Source organism: Pseudomonas sp. DCB_BI, assembly GCF_026240995.1.
In the GTDB taxonomy this organism is placed as follows: domain Bacteria; phylum Pseudomonadota; class Gammaproteobacteria; order Pseudomonadales; family Pseudomonadaceae; genus Aquipseudomonas.
The window spans coordinates 17,963-36,909 of record NZ_JAPFCG010000021.1 but is presented as its reverse complement, the minus strand read 5'-3'; the positions used below and the strand labels follow the sequence as shown (position 1 = coordinate 36,909).

Genomic DNA, 18,947 nt, shown 5'->3' with positions numbered 1-18,947 from the left:
GTGTGATGGCTGATTTATCTGATGGCAATGCTAACACTATTGGAAGTGGGCTGGTGTGTCTTATCACGCTGGCGCGTTACCATGGTGTTGCCGTCTCTGCTGAGCAGTTGCGGCACGATCATGCAGCAGCGGGTGAGCGTTTCTCGACCTGCTCACTACTTCGGGTATTTCGGCAACTGGGCCTCAAGGCGAAACACCGCAGCATCAGTCCGGGCCGGCTGCGGCATACGCCCTTGCCCGCTATTGCAGTGGATACCCGTGGTGGATACTTCATCATCGCGCGCGTGGAGGGCGATCAGGTTCTGGTGCAGGACCCGCATGCCTGCGCGCCGCAAGCGCTGACCATCGCGGAACTGGTGGTGCGCTGGTCGGGAGAACTCATTCTGGTTCGCTCGGATGCCCAGTTGCCCCTAGGGCTGTCACGCTTCGACTTTACCTGGTTCATTCCTGCCCTGGTGAAGTACAGGCGGCTATTTGGCGAAGTGCTCGTGGTTTCCCTAGTCATTCAGATACTGGCTTTGCTGACGCCTTTGTTCTTTCAGGTGGTAATGGACAAAGTCCTGGTGCATCGCGGTTTGACCACGCTGGATGTTATCGCCTTGGCTCTATTGGTCGTCGTTCTGTTTGAAACATTGCTGAGTGGGTTGCGTACCTATGTGGCAGCTCATACAGCGTCAAGAATCGATGTCGAACTGGGTGCAAAACTGTTCAGGCATTTGATCGATCTTCCCACCGCCTACTTTCACGCCAGGCGAGTCGGTGACTCGGTTGCCCGAGTGCGAGAACTGGAGAACATCAGAAGTTTCTTGACCAACAACAGCATCACGCTAGTGCTGGATGTGCTGTTCTCGGTGGTCTTCATCGCTGTCATGTTCCTCTATAGCGGATGGTTGACGCTGGTCGTCGTTGGCTCGCTGCCTTTCTACTTTCTCGTATCCCTGGTCGTTACGCCGCTACTGCGGGCGTTGATTGATCAAAGCTTCCAGCGCGGCGCCGAGAACCAGGCTTTTTTGGTCGAGGCGGTCAACGGCATCGACACACTGAAGTCGATGGCCGTGGAACCTCAGGTGACCCGGCGCTGGAATGATCAGTTGGCTGCTTATGTATCTGCCAGTTTCAAGACCCAGAACCTTTCCAGTCTGGCCAATGAAAGCGTCGGCCTGATCGGCAAGCTGGTCACGGTAGCCACCTTATGGCTGGGGGCCCGGCTGGTCATCGAAGGCGCACTCACGGTGGGCGAGCTGATCGCCTTCAACATGCTCGCAGGGCGCGTGTCGCAGCCCATCATCCGCCTGGCTCAACTCTGGACCAGCTTCCAGCAGACAGGGGTATCGATCCAACGCCTAGGTGACATTCTCAACACCCGTACCGAGGTCAACCAAGGCAAGGGCACGGTGCTGCCCACACTTGTCGGGCAGATCGAGCTCGATCGTGTGTGTTTTCGCTATCGGCCGGACGGGGGCGAAGTGGTGCGCGATGTCAGCCTGAAGATCGCCGCCGGAGAAGTGATAGGCGTTGTAGGTCGCTCGGGGTCAGGCAAGAGCACGCTGACACGCTTGATTCAGCGGCTGTACTCACCCGAGCGGGGGCGGGTATTGCTCGACGGTGCTGACCTGGCGGTAGCCGATGTGGCGTCACTGCGTCGGCAGATCGGCGTGGTGTTGCAGGACAACGTGCTTTTTCGGCGCACCGTGCGCGAGAACATTGCCCTCTGCAACCCAGCGGCACCCCTTGAAGAAGTAATCGCCGCAGCGACGCTGGCGGGTGCTCACGAGTTCATCCTCGAATTACCGGATGGTTACGAAACCCTGATTGGTGAGCACGGCGCCAGCCTGTCGGGTGGGCAGCGACAGCGCATAGCCATCGCCCGAGCGCTGTTCGGCAACCCACGCATCCTCATTTTCGACGAAGCCACCAGTGCGCTGGACTATGAGTCCGAACGGATCATCCAGCAGAACATGGCGCGGATTTGCGCGCAGCGCACGGTCATCATCATTGCCCATCGGCTTTCGGCAGTACGCCATGCCGACCGCATCGTGGTCATGGAGCGTGGGCAGATCATCGAGCAAGGGACTCATGATGAGCTGCTGGGTTATCCACAGGGCACCTATGCCTACCTGCATCAACTGCAGCTCGGGGCCGCCGTATGAGTGCGGAGTTCAAGGACCTTGCCGAGCGCTACCGGGATGCGTGGAGGACGGCATGGCGAAAGCGCCGGTGCATGGACGGCCCCGTACGTGAACCCGACGAACTGGCCTTTTTACCTGCGGCACTGTCCTTGCAGGAAACGCCAGTGCATCCCTTGCCGCGCTACCTGCAGTGGAGCCTGCTGATGTTCATCGGGCTGGCGCTTGCCTGGGCTTGCATCGGTGAGATCGATGTCATCGCCAGTGCCGAAGGCAAGATCGTGCCCAGTGGCAGGAGCAAGTTGATACAGGCCAGCGAAGTCGCGGTGGTGCAGTCGATCCACGTCGTCGATGGCCAGCCGGTGCGCAAAGGCGATGTGCTGGTCGAGCTGGAAGGGCAGTTGACCGAGGCTGATATCAAGCGCCTAGGCAGCGAACTGCTGGCTGCGCAGATCGACCAGGCCCGCGCCAGCACACTGCTGAGTGCGCTGGACGGCGATGTGGCACCTGCCTCCCTGGCACCACTGATACCGCAGGCCACGGCCGCGCAGCAGGCAGGCGCGCAGCGCTGGCTGGAGGGGCAATACCTGGAGTTACAGGCCACGCTGGAACAGGCCGATGCCGAAATCGGTCAACGCGCTGCCGAAATCCGTTCCGCCCAGGGCCGGGCTGACGCGCTCCGGCAACTGTTGGTGATCACCCGCCAACTGACGGCGGATTACAAGCTGTTGTTCAGCGAATCGGCCGTGGCCAAGCACACCTACCTGGAAAAGGAGCAGGCCCGCCTGGAGCAGGAACGCGAACTGGCACTCCAGCGCTCGCGCATAGACGAACTGAACGCTGCACGGCTTGCTGCTCAGCACCGCCGTAGCGGTGCCATTGCCCAACTGCGCAGAGCCATGCTCGACCTTCACGGTGAGGCGCAACGGCGCATTGCAACCCTTGAGCAGGAGTTGAACAAGGCCGAGCAGCGGCATCGCCTCAAGGTACTGACATCCCCCGTTGACGGCACCGTCCAGCAGTTGGCGATCCATACACAGGGCGGGGTGGTTACACCCGCGCAGACACTGATGGTCATTGTGCCGACGGGCGAGCCGGTGGAAGTGGAAGTGAAAGTCGAGAACAAAGATATCGGCTTTGTTTTTCCGGGGCAGCACGTGGAAGTGAAGATCGAGACATTCACCTTTACCAGGTATGGCGTTGTACCGGGGGTGGTGGAGAGTATTTCCGATGATGCCATTGAGGATGATAGGCACGGTCTTTTGTATAGCGCTCGAATCAAGTTGGCCAAGGAAGCTTTGCGCGTAGGGGATAACGACTTGCCGTTGACGGCGGGCATGGCTGTGCGTGCAGAAGTGATTGTGGATAGGCGCAGGGTTATCAGTTTCTTCTTGAGTCCCCTGCAGCGGCATGCAAAGGAAAGTCTGAAGGAGCGATAAATGAAATATAAAAAATGCGTGCATTGTATATAGTGCGGCTTGGAGCTTACTGCGGATCTGTAGTGCAATAATATTGGCTGGTATGGCGAGTTGCTGTGCTGTCGGTCTCGGTGGTTCAGATGCGTTTGGGGCTGGGAGCAGCATTTCCGTGTTGTGCGAAAGAAATTTTGGAAAAGTTCATGCATTGTCTGAAGCGAAGTTTGCTTAGTGGCTGATATGGGCAGACTGGCTCTAGGGAGAGGTGATGATTAGTTACAGGTATATCTTTCTCTTTGTGAAGGTGCTGTTCGGAAAGCTAATTGCGCTGTGTAGAAGATTTGGTTTGGTGCTGTGGGGTTTTAGCAAGTTGTTGTTGTTGCTAAGTGTGGTGTGGTTATTGGTCGCCATTGTTATTACTCCGACTTGGGCGCCGAAGAAGCTGAAGACCCCTAATCCAATGGTGTGTGGAAAGATCTCGGGTGTTGTTTATGAGCTCCCTAGGAAGTATGTGATCTATTGGCCTGAGTATGAGGGTAAGAGTTCTTGGGAGCCGGGATTTACAAATAACAAAAAAGGCTGTGGTGCAAACTTGGTGTCGCTCTATATGGCAATGAGTTGGCCGGAGATGCAGCCCGTCTCTTACGGTGAGGCGACGTCTTTTAGTTTTGATGGAATATCGGTCGCAATTGAGCCTTGGCCGCATGGGGAAGCGGGGTTGAGAAAACAGCTCCAGCATTACCTTCGTGAAACACCTGCGCCTCTAGTTCAGGCTAGCAAGCTGAACGAAGATCTCGGTCTAAATTTTCTCGAGGGAGTTGATAGTGCATTTCCTAATCAGCGCAAGGGCTTTTTCTGGCTGGAGGCCAAGGGGCGCATGCAATACATCGGTTATTGCAACTGGGTCGAGCATAAGGCCAATTACACGCGTTGCTATTTGGAGTTTTTGATGCCCGGAGACAACGCCATTGTAAATGTGGAGTTTTTATGGGGGCGGCTAGGGGAGTGGCATAACATTGTTTTGACGGTGGGTGAGTTTTTCTTGAATGCTGTAAAATATGGAGTCGATAAATGATTAGGATAGAGCTGTCCGATGTGGATGAGGCACGTCAGGCTTTGCGTGATAAGGGGCCGGATGCAATGTATGATGTTCTGGCAAAAAAAGGAGACAAATACGCTGTCCTTGCAAATGGCGTTGCGCGCGGGGACTCTTTGTCAGGTGTTGCGGCAATAAATTATATGAAGTCGGTAGCGACAGGTGTCGGTCGTCCGATGCAAGAAATCGATGTGGATAAGGTGAGGGTTGAAATGGCAAATAAATATATGGAGGTGTTGCTAAAGAAGATTAGTAAAGGTCCTATTGTCGGTCAGGTAAGCCAAAAAGAGGTCGCGGCATTTCATAAGGAAACTTTCGAAAGCCTTGAATATCCTGAGAGGGCATGGACGTTGAGTCCGGTGTTTGATGTGATTGCTGTCGAAAATCGAGAGGACTACTGGCGGCATGTGCTTTCCTCAGCGGGGAATCTAACGGATGAATTTACACTTTCCTTTCACACTCACCGCATGATGGCAATGGCATCAGTAGTTTCTTCCGCCGAAAACCGTTTAATTGCTAAGGAGTGGATATCCAGGGTCGAGTCACCCACGGGTGTTCCTGACCTTATCAGTGCTGCCGCAGCTTCGCTTTTCAATTCCATCGATAATGCCTTTAAAGCCGCTAGTCACTTTGATAATGCAACTGATCAAACACTGCAGATCGAAATCACCCCCACAACCGAATCCCGCCGCGACCTCCAAGGCCAGGACGATATCCGCAATGACGTCTCCAACGGCTACGTCGATCGTCGCCTGACCCACAGTATCGCATTCACCGACAGCACCCTCGACAACACCGACTTCACCTCCGCTCAGTTGGGCAGTTTGGCCACCGGTGGTGTTCGCCCCGGCGAGCTCCAGATCGACCCCAACGTGCGACCCAATCAGCACCTGGCTCAGTTCTATCGTGATGGCAATGAACAACCGGATTTCAGCCTGCGCAATGCCGTGGTACTCAACGGGTTGGCAGCAATGACCACGGTGAACACGTTTGTCGACCCGCTCTTGCTCGACCTGAGCGGCAAGGGCGTTGGCCTGACGGGTATCGAGGAAGGCGTACTGTTCGATATCGATAACAGTGGTTCACTGCGCCGCACCGGCTGGGCAGACCGGCTGACGGGCATGCTGGTGCATGATAATGGTACCGGCCAGGTGAGCAACGTCAGCCAGCTGTTCTCCGAATACTACGGCGGCAAGGCAGGCAGCGACGGCAACTCCGGTGAAACGCTGTTCAAGGATGGCTTCGCCGCCATGGCAAGTGTTGACGCCAACGCCGATGGCGTCATCAACGTTGAAGACGCCGTCTGGGCGCAATTGAAGGTGTGGGTCGATGGCAACCACGACGGGCGTGCCGATGCCGGTGAGCTAAGGGCATTGCAGGAGCATGGCATTAGCCAGATCAAGCTCGGCCAGGTCGAGCCGGTAGGAGAGGTGCGTCAGGGTAACGAGGTCATTTCCCGAGGCGCTTTCACTGTCAATGGTGAGGACCGGGAAGTACTGGCGGTGAGGTTTCTCGCCGATACCGTCGGTAATCGGATCGAGGCCCAGGAGGGTGGCACTCTACTGACTTCGTCAAGCGGGCCCACTTCCCGAAGGGCCTACATCAGCCAGAGTGCTCAAGGCAGCACGCTGGACGCCGCAGCGCTCGGCGTACAGACGCTGTACGGCAGCGCGGGCGATGATGTCTTGACCGCGGCTCCAGAGGGCAGTTGGCTGGTTGGTGGCGGTGGCAGCAACACCTATCACGGCGGGGCGGGCGACGATGTATTCGTGATCAGTGCCAGCGACGATTGGGCGAACATGCAGGGCAATGGTGGGCGCGACACGGCACTGATCGTGGGGGAGCATGGCGTTGGGCTGAACATGGCCAATGCCGGGCTGACCATCGCGCAAGGCGGGCGGGGTAAGGACATCATCGCCAGCGGCGGTCAACGCGGAGTATTCATCAAGGGCGGCTCGGGCGACAGCTTGCTGATTGGCGGGGGCGGCAACGATGTGCTTGTGGGTGGTACAGGCCGTAACGACATCATTGGCGGTACCGGCAAGTCGGTGATCTATGCGGGCCCCAAGGGGGATCGCATTCAGGCCTCGGCGGGCGGAAGTATCATTTACGCCGGTGGTGGCGCTGATCGGATTACGGGCGGTGCTGCCGATGACGTGATCGAGGCTGGACGCGGCGATGCCACGATCGACGGAGGCGCGGGCACCAACCTGGTCAGTTTGCATGGTGCTCACGACGAGTACCTGATCACACGTACCGAATCGGGCCACCTGATCACCGACACCGTGGCGGGACGAGATGGCCGTCTGAGCCTGAGCAACATCCAGAAACTCAGCTTCGCCGACATTGCTGCCGTCGATCTTCTTGGCGGGGGCGCCATGCCAATCGGCGACAGGCTCTCGCCTGAGCAACTGGCTACATTCGCCACCACTGACACGGCGCTGATAGTCCCTGCAACGGCGCTGCTGGGTAATGACCAGCCACTTGGCAGCAGCGGGCCATTGCGCATCGCCTCAGTCAGCGCTGGCAAGGGTGCAACAGTGCGGCTGAACGAGCAGGGTGATGTGGAGGTCACGCCGTTGCCAGGCCATGACGGTGATGTCAGTTTCCGCTACGACTTGGTCGATGCTGCCGGCAACGCGTCCATGAGTGTGACCGAGGTGGGCAGTGCTGCATCAGCACCCTTGCGGGCAACGGTAACGTTGCGCCATGAACAATCCCCCGCTGACCCGCTGTCGGGGCGGCAGTGGTATCTGGACGAGATCAATGTCGCGCCGGTATGGCGTGACTTCACGGGCAAGGGGGTGAGGATAGGGCAGTTCGAGCCGGGTGGGGAGTTTGCCGTGGCGCCGGAAATCTTCGACATCGGGCACCCCGATCTCAAGCCGAATATCGATCCCATCTGGCTGCAAACCCAACGCACCAATGGCACGCTGCCCGACCTGGCGTCCAATCATGCCACTCAAGTGGCTGGGGTCATGGTTGGCGCGCGCAATGATCAAGGAGGGATCGGCATCGCATATGAGGCGAAGATCGGCGGGCACTACCTGGCCAACAAAGGCGATGACCTGACCAATCTGGGGCAAATGGTCAACTACGACATAGCCAACAACAGTTGGGGTTTCAAAACGGACTTCGGGCTCACAAATGTTCCAGAAGGAAAAGTCGATACTGCTCTGGCGCTGGCATTCAGCACTACGCTTGCCGCCACCAACGGCCGTGGCGGGCTAGGCACCATCGTCGTCGCCTCTGGTGGCAACCAGCGCCATAAAGGTGGTAATGCACAGGGCTCGCTGACCAACAACAACCGCCACGCCATTGAAGTGGCGGCCATCAACGCAAAGGCAGACCTCTCGGTACTGCAAGCTGCCACGGCACCCTTTTCCAATCCAGGCTCCAGCTTGCTGGTGGCTGCACCGGGGAGCCATGTTCTATCCAGTGGCGTCAGCCTTGAAGCGGAGCGCGGTGCGTCGGTCGGCAGCGCCTACAGCACGACTCAGGGCACCAGCTTCGCCGCGCCGATCGTCTCAGGCGTGGTGGCGTTGATGTTGCAGGCCAACCCGGGGTTGGGTTACCGGGATGTTCAGCAGATTCTCGCACTGTCTGCGCGCAAAGTGGATGACGCATCAACCCAATGGGCTTACAACGCAGGGCGCAATTGGAATGGCGGTGGCATGCACGCCAGCCACGACTATGGCTTTGGCATGATCGACGCCCGCGCCGCGGTGCGCCTTGCCGAGTCCTGGGGAAGCCGGGCGACCAAGGCCAATGAACGGCTGCTGACAGCCAGCAGTGCACCAGTGGCTCAACAGGTTGCGGCGGGGCAGGTTGCGACTTTGTCTTTGACCCTGCCGGCTGATTTGCTGGTGGAGCATGTGGAGGTCGATGTCCACTCGATGGTCGGCCGCCTTGGCGACATGACGCTCACGCTGGTGTCGCCTGGCGGCACGCGCAGCGTACTGCTCGATCGCACAGGCAAGGCGCCGGGCTCTGGTGATGACGATCTGGGCGATTCGCGTTCAGGGGCGTTCAAATATGGGTTCATGTCGACCCATCATCGCGCAGAGCGCTCGGCTGGGGTGTGGAGACTCGAGGTGCGTAATGCTGTTGCCGGCTTACCGTTAACGCTTGATCGCTGGACGCTGCGCCTCGTCGGCAGCCCCGGCACCACCGATGATGTCTATTACTTCACCGACGACTACGCGAACCTGGTGGCAGAAAACCCAGGGCGCGCGAAGCTTGACGATGCCATCAGCGGCACCGCTGGCGGGCGCAATACGTTGAATGCGGCTGCAGTAAGTCGCAGTATCTCGGTGGATCTGGCCAGCGGCAGCGCCAGTATTGCCGGTGCGGCGCTCACCATAGCCCCTGGCTCGGTGCAAAACCTTATCAGTGGTGATGGCGACGATACCTTGATCGCCGGGCCCGCCGGGGCATTACTGGATGGTGGCCGTGGGTACAATCTCCTCAAAGGGGGGGAGGGTACAGACCGCTTTGTCATCCACAGGCGTGCAGGGGGTAACGATGTACTCAAGCAGTTCGAGACTTCGCGTGAGGTGATCGACCTGGTCGGCTTTGGTGGTTCAGGGTTTGCTGACTTGCAGATGCAACAGGACGGCAATTCGACTGTGCTCGACCTTGGCAGTGGGCAGAAGCTGACGCTTGCGGACACTACGATTGCTGAACTGCGGTCAGCGAACTTCCGTTTCCTTGACGCTTTCACCGCTGCGCCAGGTTATTTCGAGGGTAGCCCTGAAGAGCAGACGACCTCGCCTGTCAGCGCGAATGTTCTGCTTACCGGTGGTGCAGGTGGCGTGTCGCTTGCCAGTGACGCATCCGGGCAGTTGGTGGCTTCGTTGGCAGGCACGGTATATTCCCCGCCGACGGTTGCGCCCAGCGTGTTTCTGGTGACAAAACAAGAAGGTGTGAGCGATTACAAGAACACCCTTCGGGGGTTCCGACACGGTATCGACAAGATTGACCTGACCCAGGTAGGCATCAGTCGCTTCGAGGATCTGCACGTCAGCAAAGTCCAGCGCTTCAAACTCAATGACTTTGCGCAGATTCACGGTGTAGCCGTTGATACCCAGGCAGTGCCGGGGCAGGAAGGTATTGTGAAGATGTTGTACCTGGATGCGCTCGAAGTTGCGCAGGTGACAGCGGAGGACTTTATCTTTGCGCAGCCGGCAATGGTCACATCTGAACCGGTTGCCGTGCCAGAGGTTTCAGCCCTTTCAGCAGGGTCATCGCTGGTTGCTGTCGAGCACTCGCTACCGAGCCTGGGGAATCTTGTTGACGCAATGGCCGCGTTCGCCCCTGAACCTGCGGGGCCTGTGCTTATCGGTGATATGTCGGCTCAACGCATTGACTCGACGATTGCCGTAGCCGCCTAGGCGTTGTCGTACATGCTTGGAGTGATATTGGCGGCCTATCGCCAGCAAGCCAGCTCTCACAGGTGCATCATGCATTCAGGCCTGGCACGGCACGTGTGGGAGTGGGCTTGCCCGCGAACGGTCCAGCCCCTACCTCAAGGCCTACGCTCGAAGTTTTTGGCCGCTGCCGCCGCCAGGTCAGGCGGCAGGAAGTCCTTGTCCGGGTTGTAGTCAGGTTTCAGGTAGCGCTTGAGGTCCTGCAGGTCTTGCGGGCTCAGGGTGCCGGCTGCCTGCTTCAGGCTCAGGTTGTCGAGGATGTAGTCGTAACGGCTATTGTTGTAGTCGCGCACCGAGGTGTACAGCTGACGCTGGGCATCGAGCACGTCAACGATGTTGCGGGTACCAACCTGGTAACCGATTTCGGTAGCTTCCAGCGCGCTTTGGTTGGAGATGATCGACTGCTTGCGCGCCTGTACCTGTTCCACGTCGGTGTTTACCGCGCGGTGCAGGTTACGGGTGTTTTCCACGACCTGACGGCGCAGGCTTTCCCGCTGTTGCTCGCTCTGGCTCAGGCGCTGGTAAGCCTCGCGTACCTGCGAGCTGGTCAGGCCGCCGCTGTAGATCGGAATATTCAACTGCAGGCCAACGCTGGTCTGTTCGACATCGCCGCTGTAGCGCACACCCAGTTGTGAAGGGTTGGTAAAACCGAGGCTGTCGTTGTCACCCTTCTGGTACTTGGCCACAGCATCCAGGGTCGGCGCATGGCCGGCCTTGCGCTGGCGCAGTGTCTCTTCGGCAGCAGACACCGCATAGTTGGTGGCCAGCAGGTTGAGGTTCTGGCGGCCGGCGGTTTCGACCCAGGCTTTGGCGTCGTTTGGCGTGGGTACCTGCACCGGCAGCGTATGCACCACGCCTTGAATCGAGGTGTATTCACGGTTGGTCAGGGTGACCAGCGCTTCGAAGGCATCCTGCACCTGGCGCTCGGCGATAATCCGGTTGGCCCGTGCAGTGTCATAACTGGCTTGGGATTGCAGCACGTCGGTCTTGTCCGACAGGCCCACATCGAAGCGCTCGTTGGACTGGTCCAGTTGGCGCTTGAACGCGGCTTCCTCCGCCTTGGTCGCGGCCAAGTTGTCCTGCGCGCGCAGGACGGCAAAGTAGTTTTGTGCGGTTTGCAGGATCAGGTTCTGTTCAGTCGCCGACAGCTCCAGCGCTGCCTGTTCGTTGACCGCTTCAGCTGCCTGCAGCTGGAACCAGCGATCAGCGCGGAAGATTGGCTGGGCCAAGGTCGCGCTCCAGGAGTTGCCGCTGCGGTTGGAGGTGATGGACGGCTCGTCCAGCTTGGTGCGGGTGTTCATCATTTCGGCATCGGCCGACAGGTTCGGTAGCAGCCCGGCGCGTGCCTGGGGCACTACTTCGCGGCGGGCGCCATAATCGGCGCGTGCTGCAGCCAGATCGGCGTTGTTGTCTACCGCTTCCTGATAGACGCTGACCAGGTCGGTTCTGACTGTCGAGGGCAGCTCTGCTGCCCAGACCATTCCGTTGGACGCACAAGACACGGCTATCGCCAGTGAGAGTTTGCGCAGCATAGAGGCAATCCTTGTACGAAATTTAATTACTGAACTGTTGAGTATCGAGCGATGCGCCAGTGTAGTGCCATGCGCACCCGGCAACAATCGCTCGGTGTGCCTTTCATCATCCGCGCATTTACCCGCTTGGCTTTGCCGACCACTCCAGTCTAGACTGCGCATGTTCTTGTCGGGGTGCCTTGAAGCAAAGGCTGAGATCGCAGAGGTGCGGATCCCGTTGAACCTGATCAGGTTAGCGCCTGCGTAGGGAACAAGATTGCTCGCCTTCCCGGGGAGCCTCTTGTGCCAGGTCCGGGAATGTCGCAGCTGCATGCAGCTTCAGGCACCCCCTTATCCGGCACTGCACCCATCCAGGGTGCGTCCGCGCTTTTTCAGGTTCACCCCGACATTCCACTGCTAGGAAGCCGTCTGGAGAGCCTGTGATGACCAAACAAGAAAAAGCGATCAACCTCAGCGAATCGGCACAAGTCGATCAGCAGTCCGTGCAACCCTTCCGCCGTTCGCGCAAGATCTATGTCGAAGGCTCGCGCCCGGATATCCGCGTCCCCATGCGTGAAATCAGCCTTGACGATACCCCGACCGATTTTGGTGGCGAAACCAACGCCCCGGTGCTGGTCTACGACACCTCCGGCCCGTACACCGACCCCGATGTCATCATCGATGTGCGCAAGGGACTGGGCGATGTTCGTTCGGCCTGGATCGAAGCCCGCGGTGACACCGAGCGCCTGGACGGCCTGAGCTCCGACTTCGGCCAGCAGCGCCTGAACGATGCCGAACTGGCCAAGCTGCGTTTTGCCCACGTGCGTAACCCGCGCCGTGCCAAGGCCGGTGCCAACGTCTCGCAGATGCACTATGCCCGCCAGGGCATCATCACCGCCGAGATGGAATACGTGGCCATCCGCGAAAACATGAAGCTGCAGGAAGCCCGTGCCGCCGGCTTGCTCGACGAGCAGCATGCCGGCCACAGCTTCGGTGCCAACATCCCCAAAGAAATCACCCCCGAATTCGTCCGCGAAGAAGTCGCCCGTGGCCGCGCGATCATCCCGGCCAACATCAACCACCCGGAACTGGAGCCGATGATCATCGGCCGCAACTTCCTGGTGAAGATCAATGGCAACATCGGCAACAGCGCCCTGGGTTCCTCGATTGAGGAAGAAGTGGCCAAGCTGACCTGGGGGATACGCTGGGGCTCTGACACGGTCATGGACCTGTCCACCGGCAAGCACATCCACGAAACCCGCGAGTGGATCATTCGCAACTCGCCGGTGCCGATCGGTACCGTGCCGATCTACCAGGCTCTGGAAAAGGTCAATGGCGTCGCCGAAGACCTGACCTGGGAGCTGTTCCGCGACACGCTGATCGAGCAGGCCGAGCAGGGTGTGGACTACTTCACCATCCACGCTGGTGTGCTGCTGCGCTATGTGCCGCTGACCGCCAAGCGTGTCACCGGCATCGTCAGCCGTGGTGGCTCGATCATGGCCAAGTGGTGCCTGGCGCACCACAAGGAAAACTTCCTGTACACCCACTTCGATGAAATCTGCGAAATCATGAAGGCCTACGACGTCAGCTTCTCGCTGGGTGACGGCCTACGCCCTGGCTCGATTGCCGACGCCAACGATGCCGCGCAGTTCGGTGAGCTGGAAACCTTGGGCGAGCTGACCAAGATCGCCTGGAAGCACGATGTGCAGTGCATGATCGAAGGCCCTGGCCACGTGCCGATGCAGCTGATCAAGGAGAACATGGATAAGCAGCTGGAGTGCTGCGACGAGGCGCCGTTCTACACCCTCGGCCCGCTGACCACCGATATCGCCCCGGGCTACGATCACATCACTTCGGGCATTGGTGCGGCGATGATCGGCTGGTTCGGTTGCGCCATGCTCTGCTACGTCACCCCCAAGGAGCACCTGGGCCTGCCGAACAAGGATGACGTCAAGACCGGCATCATCACCTACAAGATCGCCGCACATGCCGCCGACCTTGCCAAGGGTCACCCGGGCGCCCAGATCCGTGACAACGCCCTGTCCAAGGCACGTTTCGAGTTCCGCTGGGAAGACCAGTTCAACCTCGGCCTGGACCCGGACACTGCCCGTGCCTACCACGACGAGACCCTGCCAAAGGAGTCGGCCAAGGTCGCGCACTTCTGCTCGATGTGCGGGCCGAAGTTCTGTTCGATGAAGATCACCCAGGAAGTGCGTGAGTACGCCGCCAAGATCGAGGCCGTGGACGTGACGGTCGAACAAGGCATGCGCGAGCAGGCCGAGCGGTTCCGCCAGGAAGGCAGCCAGCTGTACCACAAAGTCTAAGCACGCCATTTTCCTTTGTGGGAGCGGGCTTGGCCCGCGAATGCGTCAGCTGCGCCAACGCGTTTGGCAGGCCCGACGCCTTCGCGGGGCGAGCCCGCTCCCACAATGGGACGGCCAAGCCCCATTAATTCCTCTGGCGAACATGACAATGACCACCCCCAGCCAATTCTCCCCCGACCACCCGGTCCCTACCCACCAACGCATCTTCGGCGCCCGCGACCTTTTCTCGCTGTGGTTCTCCCTCGGCATCGGCCTGATGGTGTTGCAGGTCGGTGCCATGCTGGCCCCAGGCCTTGGGCTTGCCAGCGCGGTCTTGGCCATCGCTCTGGGCACCGGCGTGGGTGTGCTGCTGCTCGGCGCCGCCGGGGTCATCGGCAGTGATACCGGCCTTTCGGCCATGGGCACCCTGAAGCTCAGCCTGGGTAGCCATGGCGCCCGCTTGCCGGCGCTGCTCAACCTGCTGCAACTGGTGGGCTGGGGTGCCTTCGAGATCATTGTCATGCGCGATGCTGCCAGCCTGCTGGGCGCCCGGGCATTCGGCGAAGACAGTGCCTGGAACAGCCCGATGCTGTGGACCCTGTGCTTCGGTGCCCTGGCCACCCTGCTGGCCGTCAGCGGGCCACTGGCCTTCGTGCGCAAGGTGCTGCGCGCCTGGGGTATCTGGTTGCTGCTGGGCGCATGCGCCTGGCTGACCTGGAACCTGTTCGCCAAGGCCGACCTGGCAGACCTTTGGAACCGCGCCGGGGACGGCTCGATGTCGCTGGCAGTGGGTTTCGACATCGTCATTGCCATGCCGCTGTCGTGGCTGCCGCTGATCGCCGATTACTCGCGTTTCGCCCGCAATGGCAAGCATGTGTTCGGCGGCACGGTACTTGGCTATTTCATCGGCAACACCTGGCTGATGAGCCTGGGCGTGGCCTACACGCTGGCGTTCGCCGCCAGTGGCGAAGTCAATGCCTTGCTGCTGGCCCTGGCAGGCGCAGGCATGGGTATTCCGCTGCTGCTCATTCTGCTGGACGAGTCGGAAAAGGCGTTTGCCGACATCCACTCGGCGGCTGTGTCCACCGGCGTGCTGGTACCTGTGAAGGTCGAGCACCTGGCGCTGGCCATTGGCTTGCTGTGCACCCTGATTGCCCTGCTGGCGCCACTGGCCCAGTACGAAAACTTCCTGCTGCTGATCGGCTCGGTGTTCGCGCCGCTGTTCGGCGTGGTGCTGATGGACCACTACGTGATCCGTCGTCGTCGCCTGCCGGCACAGGTGGGAGGCTTGCACTGGCAGGCATTGGTGGCCTGGTTTGCGGGGGTGGCGGCCTATCACCTGATTGCCGCCAACGCTCCGGAGCTGGGCGCTACCCTGCCAGCATTGCTGCTGGCAGGTGTATTGCACGTGCTGTTAAGCCTTAGCCGCGGCCGGGAAACAGTTCAGGCTTGAGTACGCCGTTCAGGCGCGGGTAGGGGATTTTCAGTTCCACGTGGCCCATGGAATAGGGCGCGATGGCATAGACCTCGTACTTGACCACCACCGCGCCGTACGTCAGGGCGATGTGCGGCGATTTCTTGAACGGCCAGGTCTTGACGAACTCGGCGTCCTTGTCCATGCCCACGCTCATCAGCCAGGCACGGTGCGATTCTTCGACGGTTTTCCAGAACGTCTCTTCTTGGCCAGGCACCAGCATGTCCTGCAGGGTCAGCACCTTGTCCAGTTTGCGCGAATAGTTGATGAAGCCACGCCCGGGCATGCCGTGGGCGCCACCGCTGTCCAGGTAGCTGGACAGCTCGATGATCACCAGCCCGTCATGCTGCTCGCGTACCTTGGCTTGCAGGTAGCTGCTGTTACGTTTGTCGGCACTGGCCAGATATTGCTGCTCGTAGGCCTGCAGGGTGCCCGGCGCGGTGCCATGCTGATTGTCTTCGGTGAGCTGCAGCAGGCTTTTTTCGACGATGCCGTCGAGCTTGGGCAAGGCCGGGAAGTGGACCACGTCGATGTTTACCAGCGGGCAGTCGCTTTCGCTGCAGCCGGGTTTGACATGCTCCCAGGCGTCGCGCTTGACCTCGAGCGGGGTCCGGTAGTTGGGTGTGAACAGGCTCTGGCAGGCGCCCAGAGCGAGTGCCAGCACGGCCACGGAAGTCAGTTTGACAAGTGTCATGATGATCCTTGCAGAACAGGGAAAAGTCGGCCTTTGACCGTCTGCGCGGCCTTCAGTTCGCCACTAAGCTAACAGAGTGAAGACCCGCTGTCCCGAGTGCGCGAACGGTTACTGGAAAGGGGTGAAACCCGCTAGCGTGCAGAGTAGGATGGCGCGATGCAGTAAGTGAGGTAATGAGGATTTCCATGTCAAACACGTTGAACTCAGTGCCCAAGGCGGTCGAGATCGTCAAGCGGGCCAATTGCTTCCAGGGCTTCTACAAGCTCGACAAGGTGCACCTGCGCCACGAGCTGTTCGCCGGGGGGATGGGCCGCGAGATCAGTCGTGAGCTGTTTGTGCGCCATGATGCGGTGTGCGTGCTGCCCTACGACCCGCAGCGCGATGAAGTGGTGCTGATCGAGCAGTTCCGCGTGGGCGCCATGGGCAAGACCGACAACCCCTGGTTGATCGAAATGGTGGCCGGGTTGATCGACAAGGATGAACAACCCGAAGAGGTTGCCCACCGCGAAGCCCAGGAAGAGGCCGGCCTGACCTTCAGTGCCCTGTGGCCGATGACCCGCTACTTCCCTTCGCCCGGCGGCAGTGACGAGTACGTCCATCTGTTCCTTGGTCGTTGCACCAGCGAAGGGGCCGGTGGCCTGCACGGTCTTGAAGAAGAGGGCGAAGACATCCGCGTGCGCGTGTGGTCGTTCGAGGATGCCTTGCAGGCAGTGCGCGATGGACGCATCTGCAATGCCGCGACCATCATTGGCCTGCAATGGCTGGCGCTGAACCGTGACGAAGTACGAGGTATGTGGAAGTGAACCTGCTGCGCGAGCGCTATCGAGTCGACCTGGTCGGGCTGCAGGCGGCCTGCGAGGCCAACTACGCCCGGCTGATGCGCCTGCTGCCCGATATGCGCACTACCCAGAGCTCGCGCCGCATTGGTATGACCCAGGGCGACCAGATGCTCGGCGTGCTCGTGCTCGACGTAGTCCTGGCCTGCCCTTACACCACCACCCTGCACGTGCGTCAGGAGCACAGCTTGCCGTGGCTGCCGGTGCCGCACCTGGAAGTGCAGGTTTACCACGATGCGCGCATGGCCGAAGTGGTCAGTGCCGAACACACCCGGCGCCTGCGCAGCATCTACCCGTACCCGAACGAAGCCATGCACCAGCCAGATGAGAAAGCCCAACTCAACCTGTTCCTCGGTGAATGGCTGAGCCACTGTCTGGCGTGCGGCCACGAACTGGCGAGTGTTCGCTGAAGTGTGACGCAGGTCGTTTGCGGGTGTTTGCTCGCGACCGTTGCCCAGCCATAATTCCTGCTGAAACCGTTCGAGGAGACGGCCGTTGCCGCAGCCAGACCAATCGCGCCCCGTGCATGTGGTGCAACTGACCGATGCCCACCTGTTCGCCGACCCGGCGGGCAGCATGCTGGGCCTCAACACCCGCGACAGCATGCGCCATGTGGTCGCCCAGGCGCGGCGCGAGCAACCGCTTGTCGATGTGCTGTTGTGCACCGGCGACCTGTCGCAGGACGCCAGCGTTGCTTCTTACCAGGCGTTCCGTGAGCTGACTGCGCCGTTTGCCGTGCCGACTCGCTGGTTGCCGGGCAATCACGACGAGGCCCAGGTCATGGCGCAGGTCGCGCCGGAGCTGGTGCAGGCGGTGACCGATATTGGCGCTTGGCGCATTGTCATGCTCAACACTGCCGTGCAGGGGGCGACCCATGGCTTTTTGGCAGATGACCAGCTGCTACTGCTCGAGGCAGCCTTGAAAGACGCGGGCGAGCGGCATTGCCTGGTGTGCTTCCACCATCAGCCGGTGGATATCGGCTGTGCCTGGATCGCGCCGATTGGCTTGCGCAATGCCCAGGCCCTGTTCGATATAGTCGAGCGTTATCCGCAGGTGCGGGCGTTGCTGTGGGGGCATGTACATCAAGCGTGGGATGAACAGCGCGATGGCCGGCGGCTGCTGGCTACGCCGTCGACCTGCATTCAGTTCGCGGCGCACAGCGAGGACTTTCAGGTGAGCGAAGAACAGCCAGGCTACCGCTGGCTGCGACTGCACGCCGACGGTCGGCTGGAAACCGGGGTGGAGCGGGCCCAAGACTTTGAAGTGAAGCTCGACTTCGACAGCCCGGGGTATTGAAAACCTTGGGGCTGCTGCGCTGTTGAAGAAATTGTTGCGAAACCCGTGACACTGCGTCAAAACCCGGCGAACGCGCTACACTGCGCGTCCCTGCGCCCGCATCATCAGGCGCGAAGCCACAGATTCCGGGGGCAGCATGTCGGGTTCCATCCTCTATATCCATGGCTTCAACAGCTCGCCGCTTTCAACCAAGGCGCGCCAACTCGAAGCCGTCATGCAGCAGCTCGGCCTCGCCGACCAGCTGCGGGTGCCCGCCTTGCACCATCACCCACGCCAGGCAATGGCCCAGCTCGAAGCAGCCATCGCCGAGCTCGGTGCGCCATTGCTGGTGGGCAGTTCGCTCGGCGGCTACTATGCCACCCATCTGGCCGAGCGACAGGGTCTCAAGGCCCTGCTGGTCAACCCGGCGGTAACCCCGCACAAGCATTTCGACGGCTACCTGGGTACCCAGCGCAATCACTACACCGATGAAACCTGGGAGCTGACCCTTGATCACGTGCAGGCCCTGGCCGAGCTGGAAGTTCCAGCCCCGGTAGATGCCAATCGCTATCAGGTATGGCTGCAAACCGCCGATGAAACCCTGGACTATCGCCACGCCGAGCGCTATTACCGTGCCTGTGCCCTGCGTATCCAGGCCGGCGGTGACCACAGCTTCCAGGGCTTTGCCGAGCGTCTGCCGGCCCTGCTGGCCTTTGCCGGAATTGCCCGCGGGCAGTATGCGGCGCTCGATTTTTCTGTATTTTGACTTTTTTGCATTCACCAGACTG

12 protein-coding genes and 1 riboswitch are annotated in these 18,947 nt (G+C 60.1%); of the genes, 10 read left to right on the top strand and 2 right to left on the bottom strand.

Translation table 11 applies throughout. The annotated features are described in order from the left end of the window. Positions 1-5: 5 nt before the first annotated feature. The 4 genes from OO258_RS21375 (at position 6) to OO258_RS21360 (ending at position 10,030) form a co-directional block, all read left to right on the top strand. Positions 6-2,150, top strand: a complete 2,145-nt coding sequence (locus OO258_RS21375) for a type I secretion system permease/ATPase (protein ID WP_266032343.1) — start codon at positions 6-8, stop codon at positions 2,148-2,150. Next, positions 2,147-3,565 carry an HlyD family type I secretion periplasmic adaptor subunit gene (locus tag OO258_RS21370; protein ID WP_266032342.1) on the top strand — a complete coding sequence of 473 codons (1,419 nt, stop codon included), beginning with the start codon at positions 2,147-2,149 and terminating at the stop codon, positions 3,563-3,565. Before OO258_RS21375 ends, OO258_RS21370 begins: the two co-directional genes overlap by 4 nt. Before the next feature lie 244 nt (positions 3,566-3,809). Then, entirely contained in the window at positions 3,810-4,616 is an 807-nt protein-coding gene (locus OO258_RS21365; RefSeq protein ID WP_266032341.1) for a hypothetical protein, read from the top strand. Continuing rightward, entirely contained in the window at positions 4,613-10,030 is a 5,418-nt protein-coding gene (locus tag OO258_RS21360; protein WP_266032340.1) for a S8 family serine peptidase, read from the top strand. Before OO258_RS21365 ends, OO258_RS21360 begins: the two co-directional genes overlap by 4 nt. A 134-nt stretch (positions 10,031-10,164) precedes the next feature. Here OO258_RS21360 and OO258_RS21355 read toward each other — a convergent pair whose 3' ends face one another. Next, positions 10,165-11,598, bottom strand: coding sequence for a TolC family outer membrane protein (locus OO258_RS21355; RefSeq protein ID WP_266032339.1), 1,434 nt, complete (start codon positions 11,596-11,598; stop codon positions 10,165-10,167). A gap of 160 nt (positions 11,599-11,758) precedes the next feature. Further along, positions 11,759-11,865: riboswitch (TPP riboswitch) on the top strand. A gap of 155 nt (positions 11,866-12,020) precedes the next feature. On the opposite strand from OO258_RS21355, the gene thiC reads away from it, so the two are divergent. Together thiC and cytX are read left to right on the top strand one after the other, a co-directional pair. Continuing rightward, on the top strand, positions 12,021-13,901 hold the full coding sequence (gene thiC / locus OO258_RS21350; RefSeq protein ID WP_110745964.1) for a phosphomethylpyrimidine synthase ThiC: 1,881 nt from the start codon (positions 12,021-12,023) through the stop codon (positions 13,899-13,901). A 148-nt stretch (positions 13,902-14,049) separates the two neighbouring features. Continuing rightward, positions 14,050-15,333: a putative hydroxymethylpyrimidine transporter CytX gene (gene cytX / locus OO258_RS21345; RefSeq protein ID WP_266032338.1), complete on the top strand. Its 1,284-nt coding sequence runs from the start codon at positions 14,050-14,052 to the stop codon at positions 15,331-15,333. Here the strand turns inward: cytX and OO258_RS21340 are convergent. Further along, positions 15,302-16,048, bottom strand: a complete 747-nt coding sequence (locus OO258_RS21340) for an RsiV family protein (protein ID WP_266032337.1) — start codon at positions 16,046-16,048, stop codon at positions 15,302-15,304. The two genes, cytX and OO258_RS21340, sit on opposite strands and share 32 nt — an antisense overlap. Before the next feature lie 185 nt (positions 16,049-16,233). On the opposite strand from OO258_RS21340, the gene OO258_RS21335 reads away from it, so the two are divergent. The 4 genes from OO258_RS21335 (at position 16,234) to OO258_RS21320 (ending at position 18,925) form a co-directional block, all read left to right on the top strand. Beyond that, entirely contained in the window at positions 16,234-16,851 is a 618-nt protein-coding gene (locus OO258_RS21335) for an NUDIX domain-containing protein (RefSeq protein WP_110745961.1), read from the top strand. After that, positions 16,842-17,294 (top strand): DUF1249 domain-containing protein, encoded by a 453-nt coding sequence (locus tag OO258_RS21330; RefSeq protein WP_016501905.1) that lies wholly within the window; start codon positions 16,842-16,844, stop codon positions 17,292-17,294. The genes OO258_RS21335 and OO258_RS21330 overlap by 10 nt, the downstream gene beginning before the upstream one ends. 85 nt (positions 17,295-17,379) lie before the next feature. Further along, positions 17,380-18,180: a 3',5'-cyclic-AMP phosphodiesterase gene (gene cpdA / locus OO258_RS21325; RefSeq protein ID WP_266032336.1), complete on the top strand. Its 801-nt coding sequence runs from the start codon at positions 17,380-17,382 to the stop codon at positions 18,178-18,180. Between the two features lie 136 nt (positions 18,181-18,316). Continuing rightward, on the top strand, positions 18,317-18,925 hold the full coding sequence (locus OO258_RS21320; protein ID WP_266032335.1) for a YqiA/YcfP family alpha/beta fold hydrolase: 609 nt from the start codon (positions 18,317-18,319) through the stop codon (positions 18,923-18,925). Positions 18,926-18,947 lie beyond the last annotated feature (22 nt).

What these genes read in the sequence shown, in the direction of transcription:
- OO258_RS21340 (WP_266032337.1), bottom strand. Translation starts at nt 16,048, where the DNA reads ATGACACTTGTCAAACTGACTTCCGTGGCCGTGCTGGCACTCGCTCTG.
- OO258_RS21375 (WP_266032343.1), top strand. Translation starts at nt 6, where the DNA reads ATGGCTGATTTATCTGATGGCAATGCTAACACTATTGGAAGTGGGCTG.
- OO258_RS21355 (WP_266032339.1), bottom strand. Translation starts at nt 11,598, where the DNA reads ATGCTGCGCAAACTCTCACTGGCGATAGCCGTGTCTTGTGCGTCCAAC.
- OO258_RS21365 (WP_266032341.1), top strand. Translation starts at nt 3,810, where the DNA reads ATGATTAGTTACAGGTATATCTTTCTCTTTGTGAAGGTGCTGTTCGGA.
- OO258_RS21335 (WP_110745961.1), top strand. Translation starts at nt 16,234, where the DNA reads ATGTCAAACACGTTGAACTCAGTGCCCAAGGCGGTCGAGATCGTCAAG.
- cytX (WP_266032338.1), top strand. Translation starts at nt 14,050, where the DNA reads ATGACCACCCCCAGCCAATTCTCCCCCGACCACCCGGTCCCTACCCAC.
- OO258_RS21360 (WP_266032340.1), top strand. Translation starts at nt 4,613, where the DNA reads ATGATTAGGATAGAGCTGTCCGATGTGGATGAGGCACGTCAGGCTTTG.
- thiC (WP_110745964.1), top strand. Translation starts at nt 12,021, where the DNA reads ATGACCAAACAAGAAAAAGCGATCAACCTCAGCGAATCGGCACAAGTC.
- OO258_RS21370 (WP_266032342.1), top strand. Translation starts at nt 2,147, where the DNA reads ATGAGTGCGGAGTTCAAGGACCTTGCCGAGCGCTACCGGGATGCGTGG.
- OO258_RS21320 (WP_266032335.1), top strand. Translation starts at nt 18,317, where the DNA reads ATGTCGGGTTCCATCCTCTATATCCATGGCTTCAACAGCTCGCCGCTT.